General features: G+C 73.7%; 19 protein-coding genes. 13 read left to right on the top strand and 6 right to left on the bottom strand.

Translation table 11 applies throughout. The features are described 5' to 3' along the window. The first annotated feature begins 41 nt into the window (after positions 1–41). A complete protein-coding gene (locus tag ASG63_RS11830; RefSeq protein WP_082501458.1) occupies positions 42–1,013 on the top strand; it encodes a tripartite tricarboxylate transporter substrate-binding protein in 972 nt (323 codons plus the stop codon). Between the two features lie 114 nt (positions 1,014–1,127). Then, positions 1,128–1,880, top strand: a complete 753-nt coding sequence (locus tag ASG63_RS11825) for a TerC family protein (RefSeq protein ID WP_056216287.1) — start codon at positions 1,128–1,130, stop codon at positions 1,878–1,880. A 100-nt stretch (positions 1,881–1,980) separates the two neighbouring features. On the opposite strand, the gene ASG63_RS25955 is transcribed toward ASG63_RS11825, so the two are convergent. Both ASG63_RS25955 and ASG63_RS11820 read right to left on the bottom strand, forming a co-directional pair. After that, complete coding sequence (locus tag ASG63_RS25955) at positions 1,981–2,148, bottom strand: hypothetical protein (protein WP_200957545.1); 168 nt, start codon at positions 2,146–2,148, stop codon at positions 1,981–1,983. Positions 2,149–2,515: 367 nt separating this feature from the next. After that, complete coding sequence (locus tag ASG63_RS11820; protein WP_056216285.1) at positions 2,516–3,532, bottom strand: NAD(P)H-binding protein; 1,017 nt, start codon at positions 3,530–3,532, stop codon at positions 2,516–2,518. 409 nt (positions 3,533–3,941) lie between these two features. Here ASG63_RS11820 and ASG63_RS11815 point away from each other — a divergent pair, with 409 nt between their 5' ends. The 3 genes from ASG63_RS11815 to ASG63_RS11805 are packed head-to-tail and all read left to right on the top strand — an operon-like array spanning position 3,942 to position 6,635. Further along, positions 3,942–4,706, top strand: coding sequence for an NUDIX hydrolase (locus ASG63_RS11815; protein ID WP_056216283.1), 765 nt, complete (start codon positions 3,942–3,944; stop codon positions 4,704–4,706). Positions 4,707–4,736: 30 nt separating this feature from the next. Next, entirely contained in the window at positions 4,737–5,732 is a 996-nt protein-coding gene (locus ASG63_RS11810) for an SPFH domain-containing protein (protein ID WP_056216281.1), read from the top strand. A 9-nt stretch (positions 5,733–5,741) separates the two neighbouring features. After that, entirely contained in the window at positions 5,742–6,635 is an 894-nt protein-coding gene (locus ASG63_RS11805) for an NAD(+)/NADH kinase (RefSeq protein ID WP_056216279.1), read from the top strand. A gap of 86 nt (positions 6,636–6,721) precedes the next feature. Here the strand turns inward: ASG63_RS11805 and ASG63_RS11800 are convergent, their stop codons facing one another. Together ASG63_RS11800 and ASG63_RS11795 are read right to left on the bottom strand one after the other, a co-directional pair. Continuing rightward, a complete protein-coding gene (locus tag ASG63_RS11800; RefSeq protein WP_056216277.1) occupies positions 6,722–7,411 on the bottom strand; it encodes a hypothetical protein in 690 nt (229 codons plus the stop codon). A gap of 28 nt (positions 7,412–7,439) precedes the next feature. Beyond that, complete coding sequence (locus ASG63_RS11795) at positions 7,440–8,090, bottom strand: hypothetical protein (RefSeq protein WP_156394173.1); 651 nt, start codon at positions 8,088–8,090, stop codon at positions 7,440–7,442. Between the two features lie 150 nt (positions 8,091–8,240). Between ASG63_RS11795 and ASG63_RS11790 the strand changes: the two genes are divergently transcribed. Further along, on the top strand, positions 8,241–9,248 hold the full coding sequence (locus ASG63_RS11790) for a hypothetical protein (RefSeq protein WP_056216353.1): 1,008 nt from the start codon (positions 8,241–8,243) through the stop codon (positions 9,246–9,248). Here ASG63_RS11790 and ASG63_RS11785 read toward each other — a convergent pair. Both ASG63_RS11785 and ASG63_RS11780 read right to left on the bottom strand, forming a co-directional pair. Further along, a complete protein-coding gene (locus tag ASG63_RS11785; RefSeq protein WP_056216275.1) occupies positions 9,236–10,453 on the bottom strand; it encodes a glycosyltransferase family 4 protein in 1,218 nt (405 codons plus the stop codon). The genes ASG63_RS11790 and ASG63_RS11785 overlap by 13 nt on opposite strands. Beyond that, a complete protein-coding gene (locus tag ASG63_RS11780; protein ID WP_056216273.1) occupies positions 10,453–11,493 on the bottom strand; it encodes a glycosyltransferase family 4 protein in 1,041 nt (346 codons plus the stop codon). The genes ASG63_RS11785 and ASG63_RS11780 overlap by 1 nt, the downstream gene beginning before the upstream one ends. A gap of 75 nt (positions 11,494–11,568) precedes the next feature. On the opposite strand from ASG63_RS11780, the gene ASG63_RS11775 reads away from it, so the two are divergent. The 7 genes from ASG63_RS11775 (at position 11,569) to ASG63_RS11745 (ending at position 20,306) form a co-directional block, all read left to right on the top strand. Continuing rightward, positions 11,569–13,623: an HAD-IIB family hydrolase gene (locus tag ASG63_RS11775; protein ID WP_056216271.1), complete on the top strand. Its 2,055-nt coding sequence runs from the start codon at positions 11,569–11,571 to the stop codon at positions 13,621–13,623. Further along, positions 13,613–14,524, top strand: a complete 912-nt coding sequence (locus tag ASG63_RS11770) for a glycosyltransferase family 2 protein (RefSeq protein ID WP_056216269.1) — start codon at positions 13,613–13,615, stop codon at positions 14,522–14,524. The genes ASG63_RS11775 and ASG63_RS11770 overlap by 11 nt, the downstream gene beginning before the upstream one ends. A 21-nt stretch (positions 14,525–14,545) precedes the next feature. After that, a complete protein-coding gene (locus ASG63_RS11765) occupies positions 14,546–15,697 on the top strand; it encodes a glycosyltransferase (protein WP_056216267.1) in 1,152 nt (383 codons plus the stop codon). A gap of 46 nt (positions 15,698–15,743) precedes the next feature. Beyond that, positions 15,744–16,664 (top strand): glycosyltransferase family 2 protein, encoded by a 921-nt coding sequence (locus ASG63_RS11760; protein ID WP_056216265.1) that lies wholly within the window; start codon positions 15,744–15,746, stop codon positions 16,662–16,664. Further along, the gene (locus ASG63_RS11755) at positions 16,661–17,725 is read left to right on the top strand and encodes a glycosyltransferase (protein WP_056216263.1); all 1,065 of its coding nucleotides are present in this window, start codon (positions 16,661–16,663) and stop codon (positions 17,723–17,725) included. The genes ASG63_RS11760 and ASG63_RS11755 overlap by 4 nt, the downstream gene beginning before the upstream one ends. 57 nt (positions 17,726–17,782) lie before the next feature. Continuing rightward, entirely contained in the window at positions 17,783–18,466 is a 684-nt protein-coding gene (locus tag ASG63_RS11750) for a class I SAM-dependent methyltransferase (protein WP_056216261.1), read from the top strand. Positions 18,467–18,752: 286 nt separating this feature from the next. Beyond that, positions 18,753–20,306, top strand: coding sequence for an FAD-dependent oxidoreductase (locus tag ASG63_RS11745; RefSeq protein ID WP_056216259.1), 1,554 nt, complete (start codon positions 18,753–18,755; stop codon positions 20,304–20,306). The last annotated feature ends 257 nt before the right edge of the window (positions 20,307–20,563 follow it).

The following is a 20,563-nucleotide window of genomic DNA, read 5'->3' as shown; positions in this document are numbered from 1 at the left end:
GGGGACGGACACGACAACCCACAACGAGAAGGATGCGGACCATGAGAACGGCACTCGCCATCGGCCTCCTGTCGGCGCTCGCCGCCTTCGGCGCCGCGGCCGACACCTACCCCCAGCGCCCGATCACCCTGGTGGTGCCCTTCGCGGCCGGCGGACCCACCGACGTGGTGGCGCGGATCGTCGCCGAGCCGATGTCGCGGGCGCTCGGCCAGCAGGTCGTCATCGAGAACGTCACCGGCGCCGGCGGCACCACCGGCATCACGCGCGCGTCCCAGGCCGCGCCCGACGGCTACACCATCATGATGGGCCACATGGGCACGCACGGCGCCGCGCCGGCCCTGTTCAAGGGCCTGAAATACGATCCGGCCAAGAGCTTCGATCCGATCGGCCTCGCCGCCGGCACGCCGATCGTCATCGTCGCCAAGAAGGGCTTCCCGGCCCAGGACCTCAAGGGGTTCGTCGAGGTCCTGAAGGCGCGCGGACCGGCGATCAACCAGGCCCATGCGGGCGTCGGCTCCGTCTCGCATTCCACCGGCGTGCTGTTCGATGCGCTGACCGGCGCCAAGCCGACGCTCGTCGTCTATCGCGGCACGGGGCCTGCGCTGAACGACCTGATGGCCGACCAGGTCGACTTCATGACGGACCAGATCGTCAACGTGGCGCCGCAGATCGCCGGCGGCACGATCAAGGCCTACGCCATCGCGACGCCCGAGCGCTCCCCGAGCCTGCCCGACGTGCCGACCACGAAGGAGGCCGGCCTGCCCGGCTACGAGGTCAGCGCCTGGAACGCGGTGTTCGCGCCCAAGGGCCTGCCGCCGGAGGTCCGGGCCCGGCTCGTGGCCGCCCTCGACGCGGCGCTCAAGGATCCGGGCACGACCAAGCGCATCCTGGAATTGGGTGGTACAGTGCCCAAGGAGGCCGAAGCCGGTCCGGCCGCCCTGCAGGCCCTCGTCGAGCGCGAGGTCGCACGGTGGACGCCCGTGCTCCGCTCCGCCGTCGAAGCCAATCCCTAGGTCCTGTCCGGGGACGGCCCGTCCCGCGAGGGCGGGCCGGTCCCTTCCCCATCCCGACCCGTTGCCGGGTACTCCATCGCTTCGCTGTGTCGGAGCAGCAGAGGCGTCTTCCGCGTGGATTCCTACCTCACCTCCTCCTTCCTGCTGTCGCTCCTCCAGATCGTCTGGATCGACATCATCCTGTCGGGCGACAACGCGGTGGTCATCGCCATGGCCTGCCGGGGCCTGCCCGAGCGGCAGCGGCGGATCGGCGTCTTCGCGGGCGCCCTCGCGGCGGCCCTGCTGCGGATCCTCTTCGCCGTCATCGTCTCGCAACTGCTGGCGGTGCCGCTCCTGAAGGTCGCCGGCGGCCTCATCCTGCTGCACATCGCCGTCAAGCTCGTCTGCGGCGAGGAGGAGGACGAGAGCGCCATCAAGGAGCATTCCAGCCTGCCCAAGGCGATCTGGACCATCGTGGTGGCGGATGCCGTCATGAGCTTCGACAACGTCGTGGCGGTGGCGGGGGCCGCCAAGGGACACGACGAACTCTTCATCATCGGCCTCGCCCTGTCGGTGCCGCTCCTCGTGGTCGGCGCCAGCCTGATCACCCGGCTGATCGACCGGTTCCCGATCCTGATCTGGTTCGGCGGCGGGCTGCTGGGCTGGGTGGCCGGCGAGATGATCGCCACGGACCGGCTGGTTCACCAGCAGATGGTCGAGGTGCTGCCCGCGACCCTGCAGGGCGCCGTCCCGCACGCGATGGGCGCCCTCGGCGCCGCCCTCGTCGTCGGCCTGGGCTTCGCGCTCAAGCGCCGGTCCGACCGGGCGATCGCGCAGCAGCAGGCCGCCGCCGTGGGCCGGGCCGAGGTGGACGTCCTCGGCGGCTGATCCGCGGCGCCCGCGGCAGCGCCGGACCCGGACATGGAAAAGCCCCGCCTCGATGAGGCGGGGCCGATGGGTTCGGACGTCCGAGGGGGCTGAGGGGCCGTCAGGCGGCCAGCTTCACCGCCGAAGCCGGGGCGTTGTCGTTCACGATGGCGAGCTCGCCCGCCGAGATGATGGGGGCCGCGTCCTGCGGGGTCAGCCGGTCGGCCATGAAGGCCACGAGCGCCACGTTGGCGGCACCGGCGAGAGCGACGAGAAGCAGAACGGTCATGTGGGGCGGTCCCGAGTGATTGTTGCGTTGCAACGCATATGACCCGTCCCGCCGCCCTTTGGTATGCCAGATACGATATGCCAGATATACCAGTCTTGCATGGATGACCGCCTCGGCGAGACTGACGCCACGCGTCCCTGCATTATGCTGCGCGACGTCAATGCGACGATAAGGTACTATTCTTCAACAGAACGGGCCGGCCTGTGCTGGTTCCGGGCCGCGCGCCCGCAACGCCGGGCGACCCCGCACCGCCCTGTCGTTCGCGGGCACACGGAGGCCATCCGGGCGCGTCTCACCGACGCTCCACGGACCCTGCCCCGCGGGAGATGGCGCTGCGCGTCGGCCCGCCCCGCGGATTCGCGACGCCTCAGAACACCGCGTGGTCGCCGCGCTCGGCGACCGCTTCGCCGCGGATCAGCTGGGCGTAATAGTCGAACAGCGTCTCCGACCCCGTCGAGGGGGTCATGGCGGCCTCGTATCGGCCGGTCGCGGGGTCGCGCACGAGCATCGACTCGGTGGCGTAGTAGCGGCCGATCCGCGCAAGCTCGGCCTTGGCCGCCAGCCCCGGCACCCACCGCCCGAGGGTCGCCAGGACGGCGACGATCCCGTCGAGCAGGACGACCGGGACGTGCCGGAAACGCGGCTCGCGCCCGAGCAGCGCGAAGAGGCGCTCGCCCTGCGCCAGGGGCGTGATGGCCTCGCCCGGTCCGCCGATCGGCAGCACGCGATTGCGCCGCGCCGGGTCATCGAGGCATGCGGCGAGGTAGCGGCCGAGGTCCCCGTCGCTGATCGGCTTGCAGGCCGTCAGGGTTCCGTCGCCGAAGACCAGGAACGGCTTGCCGCGCTTCAGGCGCTCCACCTGCCCCGAGAGGGATTTGAAGAAGGCCGTCGGCCGAACGATCGTGTAGTCGAGCCCCGAGGCGGTCAGGACCGCTTCGAAGGCCAGCTTGGCCTGCTGGAAGGCGAGGATCGGCTTCTGGACACAGATCGCCGAGAGCAGGACCACATGGGTCACGCCGGCCGCCCGGCTCGCCTGCAGGGCGCGCACCGACACGCCGTAATCGATCGCCCAGGCGTCGTCGGGCAGTCCGGTCCGCGAGGCGAGGCACGAGACCAGGACGTCGAACGGTTCACCGCGGATCCCGTCGCGCGCCAGCGACGCGGGATCCGTGAAGTCCACGATCCGTTCGGTGACGCCCGGGGGCGCTCCGGGCGGGTCCCCCGCACCGGCCGGGGGCGCGGGGCCGGCCGAGCGCCGGACGAGGCAGACGACCGCGTGCCCGCGGGCCGCAAGCGCCCGCGCGGTGGCCCGCCCGATCGTGCCGGTCGCCCCCAGGAGGAGCACGCGGCGCGGTCCCGCGCCGTCCGGTCGATCCAGGCTCATGATCGTTCCCTCCCGACGCGCGGACCTCCTCGGACGACGGCGCGGCCGGCGCCGTCCCGTCGGAGGGAGCCTGGGGGCTGCTTGGCCCCGTGCGCGATCGGGGGCTCGCTCCTCGTCTCCGCCAAGATCCGCACGAATCCGTGCGGGCTGGCAAGAGTACGGGCCGGCAGGAGCACGAACCGGCAAGACCTGCGGCCGCCGAAGGTGCGGGCGCAGACAAGATCCTCTGGACGGATCGCCGGCACGAGCGGACGCGGGCAGCCCGGGACCAACCGATCCAGGGGACCGACGACCACGGGGGCGACGTTGCGACCCGGTGCGGCCGGCCACGCCCGGACCCGGCATCGGGCACTTGACTTATATTCATCTTGCGTCTTAGTTAGATGCAAGTTGGATATAAGGTTGCGCCGTGACCGAGGATGACTTTCTCCGCGCCTACGACCCCGCCGCCTTCGCGCGGCCGGCGCTCACCGTCGATCTCGTCCTGATGGGGCTGCGCGCGGGCCGTCCGGCCGTGCTCTTGGTTCAGCGGACCCAGCATCCCCATGCCGGCCGCTGGGCGCTGCCCGGCAGCTTCGTGCGCCTCGACGAAACCCTGGACGGCGCGGCCGAGCGCGTGCTGCGCGACAAGGCGGGCTTCGCCCCGGCGGAGGTGGCGGAGACCCACCGGGAGCAGCTCTACACCTTCGGCGCCCTCGACCGGGACCCGCGCATGCGCATCGTCACCGTCGCCTACCTCGCGCTGATGCCGGAGGCCGCCTTCGCGGCGGCGCTTGCGCGCGCGGCGGCGGTGGCGGCGGGGCCGTCGGCCGCGCTCCTCGACGTGCCCTGGTCCGGCGAGGCGGAGGGGCCGGTCGCGGCCTTCGCGCCGGGCGACCCCGACCGGAGGACGCCGCTGCGCCTCGCCTTCGACCACGCCGCGATCCTCACCCTGGCGGTGCAGCGGCTGCGGGGAAAGCTCGACTATTCCGACGTCGCCTTCGCGCTGCTGCCCGAGGCCTTCACCCTGCGCCAGCTGCAGGACGTGCACGAGGCGATCCTGGGCACGTCCCTCAACAAGCCCGCCTTCCGCCGCCGGATGCTCGACCGCGGCTGGCTCGCCCCCACGGGCGCGCGGGAGGCCGGCACGTCGTTCCGTCCCGCCGAGCTCTACCGTTTCCAGAAGCCGCTCTGAATCCCAGCGCGCCCCCAACAGGAGGGTCCCATGGCTACGATCCGCAACCTCGGTCCGCTCGCCCAGCTCAGGAGCGAGGCGAGCAGCCACGTCATCCGCTACCGCAACGGTCGCATCCGGCAAAGCGGACGGGGCCTCGTCTTCTGGTTCCGGCCGGAAACCGCGAGCATCAGCGAGGTGCCGATGGACGACCGGGAGATGACCCTGTTCGTGCGCGGCCGCAGCCGGGACTTCCAGACCGTGGTGGTGCAGGGGACGATCGGCTGGCGCGTCGTCGACCCGGAGCTGCTGGCCAGCCGCGTCGACTTCTCGCTCGGGCTTCGCACCGGCCGGCCGCAGGGCGAACCGATCGAGCGGATCGAGGCGCGTCTCGGCGGCATCGCCGGCCAGGCCGTCCTGGAGGTGATCGGCGCCAGCCCGGTGGGCGCGCTCCTCGATGCCGGGCCCGAGCCCCTGCGCCTGAGCCTCGACGCGGCGCTGGGGGCGGCCCCGGCCCTGGTGGAGATCGGCCTCGCGGTGGTCTCGGTGCGACTCACCAACCTCGCGCCGTCGAGCGAGCTGGAGCGCGCCCTGCAGACGCCCACCTTCGAGGCCCTGCAGCAGAAGGCGGATGCGGCGACCTTCGCCCGGCGCGCCCTGGCGGTGGAGAAGGAGCGGGCCATCGCGGAGAACGAGCTGGAGACGCGGACGGAGCTGGCCCGCCAGGAGGCGCTGCTCATCGCGCGGGAGGCGGAGAACGCCCGCGACCGCGCGGTGGGCCTCGCCGAGGCGAGCGGGCTGGAGGCGGCGGCGGAGGCCGAGCGCATCCGCCTCGTGGAGGGCGCCCAGGCCGAGGCCGAGCAGCGCCGCGCCGCCATCTACCGCGACCTTCCGCCGGCCGTGCTCCTGGGCCTCGCCGCCCGCGAGCTCGCGGGCAAGCTCGAGACCATCGAGCACGTCAACGTCACGCCGGACCTGCTGGCGAGTGCCCTCGGCGCGTTCCGCGGGGCGGCCCCGCCGGTCGCTTCCCCCGGCCCGCTGCGCTGAGGACGGGCCATGGCGGTCATCACCCCGCGCGCCGTGTTCGTCGTCCGCGAGACCGATTACGAGGCCCTGCTCGCCCGGCACGCCACCCGCGGCCAGGCCCGGTTCTTCCTGGAGAGCCGCGGCCAGAGCCTCGCGGAGGTCGAGGACCGGCACGCCCGCTTCCACGCCGTGCTCGGCCAGGCGCGGGCCGCGGTGCCGGGGGACTGGCGGCAGGCGCTGGCCCGGCGCGTCGACCTCGACCGCTTCCTGTTCGCCCCCGAGGACGTCGTCGTCACGGTGGGCCAGGACGGCCTCGTCGCCAACGTGGCGAAGTACCTGCGCGCGCAGCCGGTGATCGGCGTCAATCCGGCCCCCGACCTCTACGACGGCGCCCTCGCGCGGGTCGCGGTGGCGGGCCTGCGCGCCCTGCTCCCGGCCAGCGCCGCAGGAGCGGCTCCGGTGGAGCGGCGCACCATGGTGCAGGCCGCCCTCGACGGCGGCCAGCGGCTCGTGGCCCTGAACGAGATCTTCGTCGGCCACCGCAGCCATCAATCCGCACGCTACCGCATCGCGGTCGACGGCACCGCCGAGGACCAGTCGTCGAGCGGCCTCATCGTCGCCTCGGGCACCGGCCTGACCGGCTGGGCCCGCTCGATCGGCGAGGCGACGCATCTCACCGTCGGGATCGGCGCGGAAGAAGCGGCGGTGGGCTACTGGGTGCGCGAGCCGTTTCCGAGCGTGGCCACCGGCACGACCCTTCGGGCGGGCCGGCTCGCCGGGGCCGCCCTCGCGGTCACGTCACGGATGAACGAGGGCGGCGTGGTCTTCGCCGACGGGATCGAGCAGGACTTCCTCGCCTTCGACTGGGGCCGCCGGGTGGACCTCGGGCCCGCGGACCGGACCCTGACCCTGGTGGTCGGCTAAAGCTGCGGCCCGGACGAAGCCGACGCGGAAGCCGCAGGGGCCGGACCGGTTCCGGCACCGTCGCGCGGACGCGCGGTGCCCCCCCGTCAGCGGCGGTCGCGTCCCTGCGCGCCAACGTCGTCCCTCTGCGGCCACGCCCCGTCCCACGCCGTCCGGACCGGACCGGTGGCGGTGTCGGGCTTCGAGGCGCCGATGAAGACGACCACCGGGCCATGCTCGGCCCGCCGGGGGTCGTAGAAGTCGAGCAGGGCCGGGTATCGGTGCTGGAAGAAATCCGGAGCCAGGCCATCCCGGCGCAGCAGGTGGTCGATGACGACTTGGTCCCCGTGCACGGCGTTCGGCACGGGCCCGCAGGAGTCGGGCGCCATCCAGCGCTCCGGCTCGGCCGCGAAGGCGGCGTAGAGGGCATCCAGTTCGCCGCCCTGCCAGCGCAGCAGGGCGCTGGAGAGGCGGCCCTTGTGGAAGTAATCCTCCATGGAGGCGAGGCCCGGCTCGGCCAGGGCGTCCGCCGGCCCGGTCAGGACGGTGTCGAGGTCGCAGAGCAGCGTCGGTCCCTCGGTAAGCCCGGGGCGGAAGGCCTCCATCTTCGACCACCAGGCCGGCCAGTCGTGCCGGAGCGGCACGCGCTCGACGCCCGCCACCGCGAGGGGAAGGTCCGTAAGGCAGAGGATCCGGTCGAAGGCCGGAGCGTGGCGGCGCACGCCCCGGGCGAGGCGCTCGACCCAGGCCGCGTCGTAGCGCCCGCCGCTCTTCAGGACGGTGATGAGAGTCGTCATTGGCGGGGCCTGATTCCGGTCGAAAGGGTCACGGGCGGCACGGATGGAGGCGGAGCTGCCCGGCCGCCTCGGCCTGCCGGAACCAGGCCCGCTCCGCCGCCCAGGGATGCCCGGGCCAGCCGTCGAAGCCGAAGCCGTGCGCCTCGACCGGGCCGCACCGGAGGGGACGGCCGAGGAGGAAGGCCAGCGTCACGAGGAAGCCGGTGCTCGGGTTCGGCCGCCCGCTCGGACCGGATTCATCCGTGCCGGGTTCGGCCGCGCCGGTATCGGCCATGACGGCGGCGAGACGGAGCCGCGCCGCCCGGTGCAGGTCCTCGGGCAGGATGTGGACGGGTTTGCCCAGGGGGGCCAGCAAATCCATCGCCTCGCGGGTCCAGCACACCGGTTCGGGCCGGTTCTGCTCGGCCGGCAGCATCGGGAACGGCAGGATGAAGGCCTGCGCGCACCGGACCACCGGGCGCTCGAGGAAGCGGGGGTCGGCGAGCCATTCGCGCATCTGCCCGCCCCGATTGACCAGGGCGAGATGGGTGACCCGCGCGCCGGCGCGGCCGCCGAAGCCCGGCGCGTTGTTGAAGCGCACGACGCAGGGCGCCGCGTCGATCGCGGCGGCGGCATCGAGCCCCGGGGCGTTGCCGACGAGGGCGAGGGGTCCCGATGCGGAGGGGAACAGGTCGAGCATACGCGGGGAGTCGACCTCGATGTCCAACTGCGGCAGGGGTTCGCGGAGCAGCGGAGGTATGGCGCCGGCCCGGCGCGGCAAGGTCCGTTCGGATCCTTGCGGTGCCGGCGGGATTTCTGCGGCGAGGGACAACGAGGGCCGGGACCGATGATGCGCCGATGCTTCGTCTGCGCGGCCGACATGCTTGGGCCGAGCCGCCGTCACCTCGCCTATCCGAACGGGCGGGTCAGGGCGTTTCCGATCGCCTGCGGCGCCTGCGGCCTCCTGCTGGAGGCGGGGGCCGATCCGGCAGCCTGCCGGGCGCACCTGGCCGAACAGCTCGCCGGCCCGGTCTTCGACCCCGACCCGGACGCGCCCTACGGCCTCGACCTCTACACCCTGCGCAGCGCCGCCACCGGCCACGCCCTCGGCGTCCGGCCCTGCGACGCCGCCGGGCATACGGCCCTGCGCCGACCCCACGACCGGCACGCCGCGCGCGGGGAACTCTACGCGCTCGACGGGGCGGCGGGGCGGCCCGTCTCCCTCGGCCTGCTCTGCCGCCCCGCCGCGCTGGAGGCGGTCCTGGCGGGGCTCGCGGTCCATGCGGACTGGACCGACGACGTCGTGATCCTCCTCGATGCCGAGACACGACCGGCCGCTGCGGTGCCGGCCGCCGGCTTTCCGCGCGGGACCCTGCGGGTGGGGGCCCGGCCCCTGGGGCAGGATCTCGAGCGGGATCTGGGACAGGACTTCGCCGCCCAGCGCAACGCCCTCCAGGACCTCGCCCGCCATCCCTGGATGCTGCAGCTCGACGCCGACGAGACCCTGGCCGTGGACGCCGGCCGGCGGCTGCCGTCCCTGGCGGCCCTGGCGGAAGCGGGGGACGTCGTCTCGATCGGATTGGCGCGCCGGAACCACGTCGACGGCATCCGCTCGGACGTCTACCCGGACGTCCAGTACCGCCTGAACCGCCGGTCCGTGCGCTATGCCGGCCGCGTGCACGAGCGGCCGGTGCTCGACGGCGGCTGGCCGCGCAGCCTCATCGCCCTGCACGGGGCGATCGAGCACCATCTCGACCGGGCCCACGTCCTGGCGCGCTCCCGGCACTACGAGCGCCTCGCGCCCGGGCACGGGCGACCCGAGGAAGAGGCCGCTTTGCTGCGCCCCTACCGGGACTGAGGCGCGGACGCGCGCCGCTTCGGACGGGTCCGGGCCGCCGCGATGGCCCGGGCGTAGAGGGCGAGCGTCTCGCGCCCCAGGACCGCCCGGGTGAAGCGGCCGGACGCCGCCAGCGCCCGGCTCCGGTAAGCTTCGCGCAGCGCCGGATCGGCCAGCAGCGGGCGCAGGGCCTCCGCCAGGGCCGCGCCGGTGGCCTCCCGCGCCAGGGGCCCCGCATCCGGCGCCCCCACGAAGGCGCGGGCGCTGGCGTCCTCGGCGCAGGCCACCACCGGCCGGCCATAGGCGAGGGCCTCCTGGTAGACGAGCCCGAAGCTCTCGTAGCGCGAGGGGGCGAGCACCGCGTGGGCCGCCCCGTAGGCCTGCGCCAGGGCCTCGGCCGGCACCCGGCCGCGGGCGTGGATGCGGGCGCGGGCCGCCTCGGGCAGGTCCCCCGGCAGGTCCTCCGGGGGCACGCCGATCAGGTCCAGGCGGAAGGTGGGACCGGCGCCCCGCTCCGCCGCGTCGGCCAGGATCGCGACCGCGCCGAGGAGCGCGTCGAAGCCCTTGCGCGCCTCCGCCCGGCCCACGAAGAGCAGGCGCACCGGCCCGGTCGCGTCCGGGTAGGCGGCGCCGCGGGCCGCCGCCGTGATCTCCGGCGGAAGGCTGAGGCCGATCACCGCCTCCGGCTGCCGGCCGGACAGGCCGTAGGCCCGGGCGATCACCGCCCCGTGCGCGGCGGTGTTGGCGATGAGCCCGGCGCTGCCCCGGGCCTGGGCGCGTTCCAGGGCGTCGGCGGCCCACCCGTCGAGGCGGTCGCGCAGGGTTTCGGGGGCGTCCCGGGTGAAGGCCGCGGGCGTCGAGCTGCGCGTGACCAGCGGGAGATCCCGGCGCCCGGCCAGCAGGGCGCCGGGGGCGTACCAGTTCGTGGCTTCTGCGACGTCGAAGGGCTGGCGGGCATGGGCCGCCAGGACGGCGCGCCGGAAGGCGAGCGGCGCGGCGAGGTGCCCCGCCGCCCCCCAGCGGCGCAGGCGCGCCAGCCCACCGCCGGGCGGCAGGGCGAAGCCCGCCACCGTGACGCCGCCGCGGCGCTCGCGCCCCGTCCGGTCGAGGCTGAAGACCGTGACGTCGGCGCCGCCCTCGGCGAGGCTCTCGGCGATCTCGCGGGCCGCCGTCGAGAGGCCGCTCGGGGCCGGCGGGTAGTCCCAGGCGAGGAGGGCGACGCGCATCAGGCGGCCAGCAGGCGCTGGTAGAGGGCGAGGTAGTCGGCCGCCATGCGCGCGGCGGTGAAGCGCGCCTCGAAGCGCCGGCGGATCAGGGCCCGGTCGAGCTGATCGATCCGTGCCAGGGCCGCCACCGCCTCCGCCTCGGAGGCGACGATGAAGCCGGTCACGCCCTCCTCGACGATCTCCGGCACGGAGCCGCGGTTCCAGGCCACCACGGGCGTGCCGCAGGCCATCGCCTCGATCATCACCAAGCCGAAGGGCTCCGGCCAGTCGATGGGGAAGAGGAGCGCCCGCGCGCTCCCCAGGAGCTCGGCCTTGCGGGCATCGTCCACGGGGCCGAGATAGACGGCGTCCGCCCCCAGGAGCGGGCGCACCCGGTGCTCGAAATAATCGGGATTGCCGACATCGATCGTGCCGCCGAGGCGGATCGGCAGGCCGGCGGCGCGCGCGACCCGGATCGCGGTGTCCGGCCGCTTCTGGTCGGTCATCCGGCCCACGAAGGCGACGTGCGGGCCGGGCTGCGGGCTCAGGGCGTAGCGGTCCCGCGCGAGGCCGTGATGCACGATCCCGGCCCGGTTCGCCGGCGGGATGCCGGCCGCCTGCGCCGCCGAGATCGCCGCCACCGGCAGGTCGGGGAAGCCCGCGAAGAACAGCGCCCGGTCGAGTTCGTCCACCCGCCAGTGCACCGTCGTGAGGCTGTGGCGCCGGCGCGCGCCGAGGAGCGCCGCATGGGCGAACTCCCCGTGGCCATGCACGATGTCGAACTGGTCCAGCCGGCAGCGCAGCGCTTCCAGCTGCAGGGCGTCCAGGGCTGCCGGGACCCCCGGCGCGACCCGCCCGTGGCGCCGCTCCAGGGCCGCGAGGCTCGGCTGGTCGCCGATGCGCGGCAAGTCTGTCGCACTGTCCGAAGGCGCGAAGAGCGTTACCTCCACACCTAGGTTAACCAGTGCCGTGCTGAGGTCATGTATGACCCTCTCCGTACCGCCGTGGTGCTCAGGGGGAACGGGGAATATGTTGGGGGCGATTTGGGCGACACGAATCACGGTATGTACCTCCCCGGTAACGTTTCTTTGCCTGAATTCTGTTTGTCGGAAGACGCTTGAGCTGCAAGCGGCCTGATGTTTGTCTTGCATGTCGCCCTGCAAGGCTGCCTGCGCGGCGGCGGGGTCGTGTTCGGGCTCACCGCCGATACGGGTGGCCACATCCGCTACCTGCTCGATCTGGTGGCTGCCTCGTCCCAGGATGCCGGGATCGCGCGGATCGTGATCGCGACGCGCCTGTTTCACGGCGCGCTCGGCCCGGATTACGCCGTGCCCGAAGAGCGCATCTCCGACAAGGTCACGCTCGTGCGGCTCCCGAGCGCGTCACCGGATTACCGCGTGAAGGAGGCGATGCACGCGGAGGTCGACAGCTTCGCGCGCAACCTCATGGGCTGGATCGCGGCGCAGCCTCAGCCGCCCGACCTCATCCACGCCCACTACGCCGATGCCGCTTCGGTGGCGACGCTCATCGAGGATGCCCTCGGCATTCCCTTCGTGTTCACGGCCCATTCCCTCGGGCGGGTCAAGGCCGCGATGCTCGGCCACGGCGCCGAAGCCTGCCCTGATCTCGCGCGCCGCATCGCCGCCGAGGAGGGCGCACTCGCGCGCGCGCGTCTCGTCGTCGCCTCGTCCCGCGACGAGGCGGAGGTGCAGTATGCCGGGTATGCGGCCTACGATCCGGGACGCATCCGCGTCCTGCCGCCGGGCAGCGACCTGGCCCGGTTCGCGGCGGCCGAACCCCTGCCGCGCGTGGACGCCACCATCGACCGCTTCCTGCACGAGCCGGGCAAGCCGGCGCTGCTGGCCCTCGCCCGCCCGGTGGCGCGCAAGAACCTCGGCGCCCTGGTGCGGGCCTACGGCGAGAGCCCCGCCCTGCAGGCGCGGGCCAACCTCGTCCTGATGGCCGGGACCCGCGAGGACATCGACGCCCTCGACGGCGACATGGCAGGCACCATGCGGGAGATCCTGGTGTTGATCGACCGCTACGACCTCTACGGGCGGGTGGCCTATCCCAAGACCCACGGGCCGGAGGACGTTCCGGCCCTCTACGCCTATGCCCGCACGCGGGGCGGCCTCTTCGTCAATCCCGCCCTCAACGAGCCCTTCGGCCTGACCCTCCTGGAGGCTTCGGCCGCGGGCCTGCCGCTGGTGGCCACCGACAGCGGCGGCCCCAACGACATCGTGGAGACCTGCGGCAACGGGCTCCTCGTCGATCCGCGCACCCCCGACGCCATCGCGGCGGCGTGCCTGCGCATCCTGGACGATCCCACCCTCTATGCCCGCTGCGTGGCGGGGGGCGCCCGCGCGGCCGCCGCCTATGACTGGGACCGGCACGCCGCGCGCTACCACGACCTGCTGCGGGCGCTGTGCGTCCCGACCCCGCCGCTGGCGGATGCGCGGCAACTCCTCGTCTGCGACATCGACAACACGCTGGTGGGCTGCGAGGCGGCCCTCGGCATCTTCCGGCGCTGGCGCAGCCGGCAGGCGGGTCTCGCCTTCGGAGTCGCCACCGGCCGCTCGTTCCACAGCGCCATGGCGATCCTGGAGCAGCAGGCCAGCCCGCGCCCGCAGGTGATGATCACCTCGGTGGGATCGGAAATCTACCACCTCGACCCCAACGGCGTGACCTACACGGCCGATGCCGCCTGGCGCGCCACCGTGTCGGCGGGCTGGGACCGGGCGGGCGTGCACGCGGCGCTCTCCGATCTCGACGGTCTGGTGCCCCAGGGGCCCCTGGAGCAGCGCGGGCACAAGCTCAGCTATTTCGGGGATGCGGCGACCGCCCAGAGGGTCCGCGCGGCCCTCGTGCGGGCGGGACTCGCCGCGAACGTGATCCACAGCCACGGCCTCTACCTCGACGTCCTGCCGGAGGCGGCCTCGAAGGGCACGGCGGTGGGCCATGTCCGGGCCCTCTACGGCCTGCCGGAGCGGGCCGTGTTCGTGGCCGGCGATTCGGGCAACGACGTCGAGATGCTGCGCGCCCAGGCGCAGGCGATCATCGTGGCCAACTACTCCGACGATCTCGCCAGCAACGCCGCCCTGCAGCACTCCTACGTGGCCCGGGCCTCGCACGCCCGCGGCATCATCGAGGGCGTCGGCCATTTCCGCCGGATGCTGGCCGATGCCGGCTGATCCGTCCGCCGGGTCCTCCGCCGGACCCTCCGCAGATCCTGGCGCCAGCGTCCTCACCCTGGTGCGCGGCCGGGCCGACCGCCTGCGCAACCTCATGGCCGGGCTGGCGCGTCAGTCCGTGCGCCCGCGCGAACTGGTGATCGCCTGGATGCAGCCGGACCGCGCGCCCGACCTGCCGGATCCGGGCTGTCCCGTGCGCCACCGCCACGTGGCGGGGGAACCGATGCCCCTCGCCGCCGCCCGCAACCGCGCGGCCGAGGCCGCCACGGGCGATCTCCTGATCTTCCTCGACGTGGACTGCATCCCCTCCCCCACCGTCGTGGAGGCCTACCGGCATGCGGCCCGGGAAACCGACGGCCTGTTCCTCGGCGAAGTCCTGTACCTGCCCACGGGGCTGAGCCCGGAGGCGGCCGCCGACGAAGCGGCCCTCGCCCGGCTCGGCCGGGCCCATCCGGCCCGCCCCGCGATCCCGCCGGACGCCTTGCGCCGGGAGGCCGATCCCGGCCAGCTCTGGGGGCTGTCCTTCGCGCTCCCGGCCCGGTCCTGGCGCGCCGTCGGCGGCATGGACGAGGCCTATCGCGGCTATGGCGGCGAGGAGACGGACCTCGCCGCGCGCCTGGCCGCCTCCGGGCTGCCGACCTACTGGGTCGGGGGCGCCCGGGCCTACCACCAGCATCATCCCGTCCACGTGCCGCCGCTGCAGCACTTCGACGCCATCCTGGCCAACGCCGCCCGCTTCCGGAACACGCACGGGCGCTGGTGCATGACCTACTGGCTCGGCCAGTTCCGGGACGCCGGGCTGATCGACTGGGCCGACGACGCCCCCGCGATCCGGGTCCTGCGCCGGCCGGGGGGTCCCGAGATCGCCGCCGCCCTGAAGCCCGACGCCCTGTTCTCCTGACGGATCGCGAACCCGACAGCCATGACGAAACCCATTGCGTTCTTCGTCCATCACCAGGGACGGGGCCACGCCAACCGCACGATGGCGGTGGCCGCCGCGTTCGCCCGGGACCGGCCCGTCTCCGTGCTCACCGCGGGCCCGCAGCTCTTCGACGGGTTCTCCCGCGACATCGAGATCGTGCCGCTGCCCGACATGATCGGCGCCGAGGTGCCGACGCCGCGCCTCTACGCGGAGCCGACGCCCCAGGTCATGCACTGCGTGCCGCTGGGCCTCACCCCGATGCGCCGGACCATGCGGCGCATCCTCGACCATCTCGACGAGCGCGACGTCGGCCTGTTCGTGGTTGACGTCTCGGCGGAGATCGCGCTGCTGGCGCGCATCGCCAGCGTGCCGGCGGTGCAGATCCGGATGCATGGCGACCGCGCCGACATCGGCCATGTGGGCGCCTACGAGGCCTGCGTCGGCATGCTGGCCCCCTTCGACGCCCGCCTGGAGCAGGACGACTACCCGGCCGCCCTGCGGGCCAAGACCTTCTACAGCGGCGGCCTCTGCACCAGCGTCGACCGGGTGCCGGATCGAACCGAGGCCCGTGAGCGGCTCGGCCTCGACCCGGACCGCGAGATCGTCGTCGCGGTGACCGGGGGCGGGGGCAGCGGCACGCCCTACGCGCCCCTGACGGTGGCCGCCCGGGCCGCCCCCGAGGCCCTGTGGCTGACCCTGGGGCCGACCCATCGCGAGGGCCACGAGACCGATTTTTCCAACCTGCGCGAACTCGGCTGGGTGCCCTCGGTGACCGACTACCTCGCCGCCGCCGACATCGTGGTGGCCTCCGCCGGCGACAACACCGTCCACGAGGTCGCCCGCGTGGGTGGACGCCTGATCGTGATGCCCGAATGGCGCTATTTCGGCGAGCAGACCCGCAAGGCCGAGGCCCTGGTCCGCCTCGGCGCCGCCGTCCAGGCCCCCGTCTGGCCCGGCGATCTCCAGGGCTGGCGCGACCTCCTCGCCCGGGCCCGCGCCCTCGACACCGCCCCCCTGCGCAGCCTCTACGCGCCGGACGCCGCCGCCCGCGCCGCGGGCTGGCTCGAGGGCCTGACCGACGAACTCTGGCACGGCGCGGCGGAGCCCGTCCCCCTCACGCCCGCCGCCCGCACGGTCGCCGCCGCCGGCTGACCGCCCGCTTCCCCCGCGCTCGAACCTCCCGGAGCCAGACCGCCCCATGTCCACCGTTTCCGTCGTGACCCTGGCCAAGGGACGGCCGGCGCACCTGCGCAACGTACTCCTCGGCCTGGAGCGCCAGACGCAGGTCCCCGCCGAGTTCATCGTGGCGGTGATGCAGGACGCGCCCTACGACCTGCCCGAGGTCGCCTTCCCGGTCCGCCAGATCCGGGTGCCGGGCACCGACTTGCCGCTGGCGGCGGCGCGGAACCGCGGGGTGGCGGCGGCCGGCGGCGACGCCGTCGTCTTCCTCGACGTCGACTGCATCCCGGCCCCCGACCTCGTGGCCGACTACGCGCGCGGCCTCGACGCACTCGACGGCCTGCTGATGGGCGAGGTCCTCCACCTGCCCGAGCGCGCCACCGCGGGGGGCTGGACCTGCGAGGACTTCGCGAAGGTCGCCGAGCGCCATTCCGACCGCCGCGGTCCCCCGGCCTCCGGTCTCGAGATCTGCCCGGATTACCGCTGCTTCTGGTCCCTGAACTTCGCCATCCGGCGCGCCACCTTCCTGGCCACGGGCGGCTTCGACGAGCGCTACACCGGCTATGGCGGCGAGGACACGGATTTCGGCAAGGTCCTCGACCAGGCCGGCATCCCCATCGCCTGGATGAAGGGCGGGCTGGCCTATCACCAGTACCACCCCCATCACATGCCGCCGGTCCACCACCTCGACAGCGTGGTGCGCAACGCTGAGCTGTTCGAGGCCAAGTGGGGCTACCGCACGATGGGCCACTGGCTCTACGCCTTCAAGGTGATGGGGCTGATCGACGACACCCCCGACCGACCGATCCGCATCCTGCGTCGCCCGGAGGCCGGCGACTTCGCGCTCACCGGCCAGCAGAGCCACCAGCCCTACAGCAATTCGGCCTCCGTCATCCGCCACCTCGAGGCCCAGGCGGCCGCCGCGGCGGCGACGGCGTGAGGATCGCGCTCCTCGCCCATCTGCGCCATCCGGTGGCGCGGCCCTTCGCGGGCGGCATGGAGGCCCAGTGCTGGGCGCTGGCCGATGGGTTGACGGCGCGGGGACACGACGTCGTCCTCTTCGCCGCCGGGGACAGCGACCCGCGCTTCCCCGTCGATCCGGTGATCCCGGTCCACCACGAGCGCAGCTTCCCGGGCCTGGAACATCGGGGCGATGCCGGGCTCAAGGCCCACGTGGATGGCGGATACGCCGCCGCCTGCGACCGGATCGCGGCCGGGGGCTTCGACGTGCTGCACAACAATTCCCTGAGCCGCCTGCCCCTGGAGCGCCGGCGTCTCGCGGAGGTGCCCACCGTCACGTCGCTGCACGTGCCGCCCTACGACGCCCTGCGCTGGTTCGTGGCGGACAGCCTGGTGCCCGGGCACCGGATCACCGTGACCTCGGAGGCCCAGCGCGGAACCTGGTGGCCCGAGGGCGCGCCGCCGGAGGTGTCCGTGCTCCACAACGGCGTCGATCCCGCGGCCTGGCCCTTTCGGGACCGGGGCGACGGCGGCGCCGTCTGGTCCGGGCGCATCGCACCCATCAAGGGCACGCATTGCGCCGTCGCGGCAGCCCGGCAGGCCGGTCTTCCCCTCACCCTCTTCGGCCCGATCGAGGACCGGGCCTACTGGGAGGCACGGATCGCCCCGCAGCTCGGCGGGGCGATCCGCTACGGCGGCCATCTCTCCGGCGAGGCCCTGGCGGACGAGATCGGCCGCGCCTCCGTCTTCCTGTTCACGCCCTGCTGGGACGAGCCCTTCGGCCTCGTGGCCATCGAGGCGATGGCCTGCGGCGTGCCGGTGGCGGGCCTTGCCAGGGGGGCGGCCGCGGAGGTGGTCGGCGAGGCCGGACATCTCGCGCCGCCGGACGACGGGCCGGCCCTCGCCCGGGCGATCGGCGAGGCCCTCGCGATTCCGCGCACGGTCCCGCACGCGCGGGTCCTGCGCCTGTTCACCCGCGATCGCTGGCTGACGCGCTGCGAGGAGCTCTACGCGCATGCGCACCGCGCCGCCCATGACTGACGTCCCCAGACGCACCCGATCCCCGGGCGGGCGCGACCCGCAGCGCGAGCCGACACCATGAGCCGTCCCCCGACGACCCGCCGCGCCCTCCTCGAGGCCCTCTGGCACGGCCGCGATCCCTTCGCGAACCCGCCGGCCACCCTGCGTCCCCTGGACCTCCAGCGCTGGCGCAGCGTCCACCCCTATCTCGACGACGCCGTCAGGGCGTTCCGCCCCGAGGTGGTCGTGGAGATCGGCGCCTGGAAGGGCGCCAGCACCCTGCACCTGGCCCGCTCCCTGGCGGCGCACGGCGTCGACGGGACCGTCATCGCGGTCGATACCTGGCTCGGGGCCGTCGACCACTGGGCCGACGCGGACCTGTTCGCCGAACTCGCCACCGAGCACGGCTACCCGAGCCTGTACCGCACCTTCCTGGCCAACGTGCTGCGCGAGGGGCTCGCGGACCGGGTCCTGCCCCTTCCGCTGGACTCGGTGAACGCCGCCGAACTGTTGCGCCTGCGCGGCGTGACCGCGGATGTCATCCATCTCGACGCGGGTCACGAGGAGGCCTCCGTGGCGGCGGATCTCCGGGCCTGGTGGCCGGTCCTGCGCCCGGGCGGCCTCCTCATCGCCGACGATTACGACAGCCTGGGAGGCCGCTTCCCCGGTGTGACCCGCGCGGTCGACGCGTTCTGCGCCGAGGCACGGGTGCAGGGTCCCTGGGCCCAAGGGGGGAAGTGCAAGTTTCTCAAGCCGATCTGAGGCCCCGCCGAGCGGCGTCCGAAAGCGCCGCTCGGCGGGACGCGCCGGTCGGAGACCCGGACAGATCGGCCGGATCGCGTTCGCCCCGATGGCCGCGATCCCCTGGCCGCGATTCCCTGGCCGCGATCTCTTCGCGGGGTCCACGCCCGGTCCGGCCCCGCGCGGCGTGACGGGCGACGCGCCGGCCGACGCAGCCCAAGCCCGCGATGTCGCACGCTGCAACCGGAACGGGTTCGGCGACTTGTCCGGCCGGGCGCGACGACGCCTGCCAGGAGAGACGCCAGCCATGCCCGGAACCGAGATCCGCCTCGCCCTCGACGCGATCCCGATGGGAGGCATGACGGAGGGCGCGGCCGGGGACGAGAAGGTGCTGTTCGTGCGCGACGCCTCCGGCGTGCGGGCGTTCCAGGCCAAGTGCCCGCATCTCGGGGCGCCGCTCGCCAAGGGCGAGATCTGCGGCGGACGCCTCTACTGCCCCTGGCACAAGGCCGCCTTCGCGCTGGCCGACGGGAGCCTGGAGGAGCCGCCGGCCCTCGAGTCCCTGACGCGCTACCCCGTCCGCATCGAGGGGTCCGACGCCGTCGCGACCCTAACGCCGGAGCCGGCGCCGATGCAGACGGCGCACACGCCCGTGGCGCGCGTGCTCATCGTGGGCGCGGGCGCGGCGGCCGTTGCCTGCGTGAAGACCCTGCGCCGCGAAGGCTATGACGGCCACATCACCCTGGTCGGCCGCGAGGCCCACCCGCCCTACGACCGGACCAAGCTCTCGAAGCAGTTCCTGGCCAAGCCGACCCCGCCGGAGAAGGTGCTGATCGAGCCCGACTTCGCGCAGGCCAACAGGGTCGAGCGTGTCACCGGGGACGTCACCCGGGTCGATCCCGCCCGGCGCGCCGTCACCCTGGCGGACGGCCGGACCTTGGAGGCCGACGCGATCCTGGTCGCCACCGGGAGCCGGGCGGTGATGCCGGACTTCCCCGGCAAGGACCTCGGCGGGGTCTTCACCCTGCGCAGCCTCGACGACGCAGTCCGGGTGAGCGAGGCGGCAGGCGAGGCCAAATCCGTCGTCGTCGTGGGCGCCGGGTTCATCGGCCTGGAGGCCGCCGCGTTTCTCACCAAGCGCGGGCTGTCCGTCACCGTGCTGGCGCGCGAGGACATCCCCTTCGCCAAGCGCTTCGGCGAGGCGGTGGGCGCGACGCTGAAGCAGTACCATGCCGGCAACGGCGTCACCTTCGAGACCGGCTCCGTCGCCAGGATCACCGGCACCGACCGCGTCGAAGCGGTCGAGACGGAGGACGGACGACGCCTTCCGGCCGACATCGTCCTCGTCGGCGCGGGCGCCAGGCCGGAGACCGGCCTGATCGGGGGCGTCACCCCCGACGAGGATGGCGGCCTCGCGGTCGGCGGCGACCTCAAGCTCGCGGAGGGCGTCTGGATCGCGGGCGACATCGCCGCGTTCCCGGAGACGGCGAGCGGCGAGACCGCGCGGATCGAGCATTGGCGCCTCGCGCAGCAACACGGCACGCATGTGGCCCATGCCATCCTCGGCCGGGGTGGCGCGTTCGCGGGCGTGCCGTTCTTCTGGAGCAACCAGGGCGACAAGCGGCTCGATTACGGCGGCTATGCCAAGGGTTTCGACCGGATCGTCCTGCAGGGCGACCCCGCCGCCCTCGATTTCATTGCCTACTACGTCAAGGGCGATCGGGTGACCGCCGCCTGCAGCATCGGCCGCAACAAGGCCTTCACCGCCTTCCTGCATCTGCTCGGCCTCGGGCGCCTGCCCTCGGCGGCCGAGATCGAGGCCGGGGCGGACCTGCCCGCCCTTGCGACATCGAGCCCCTAGGCGCGGGACTCCGTCCGCGAGGACGGCGGGTCTGCGCCGTTCTCCAGGACCACGAAGGGGCGTCAGGACCGCGAAGGGGCGTGTCGCACTTCATGGGGGAGATCGCAGACGGCGAACGGCGGGTCCGGCGCGCGACGGGGCGCCGACGAGACCGAAGCTCTTGCCCAGCCGAAGCTCTTGCAGAGCCGGAACTCTCGCACACCCGGAACTCTCGAACACCCGGAACTCTTGCGCAGCCGCACCCGGGCTCGAAGCCC

It is taken from the genome of Methylobacterium sp. Leaf94, from assembly GCF_001426045.1.
Classification (GTDB): Bacteria; Pseudomonadota; Alphaproteobacteria; order Rhizobiales; family Beijerinckiaceae; genus Methylobacterium.
This window is presented reverse-complemented; position numbering and strand designations above follow the sequence as displayed.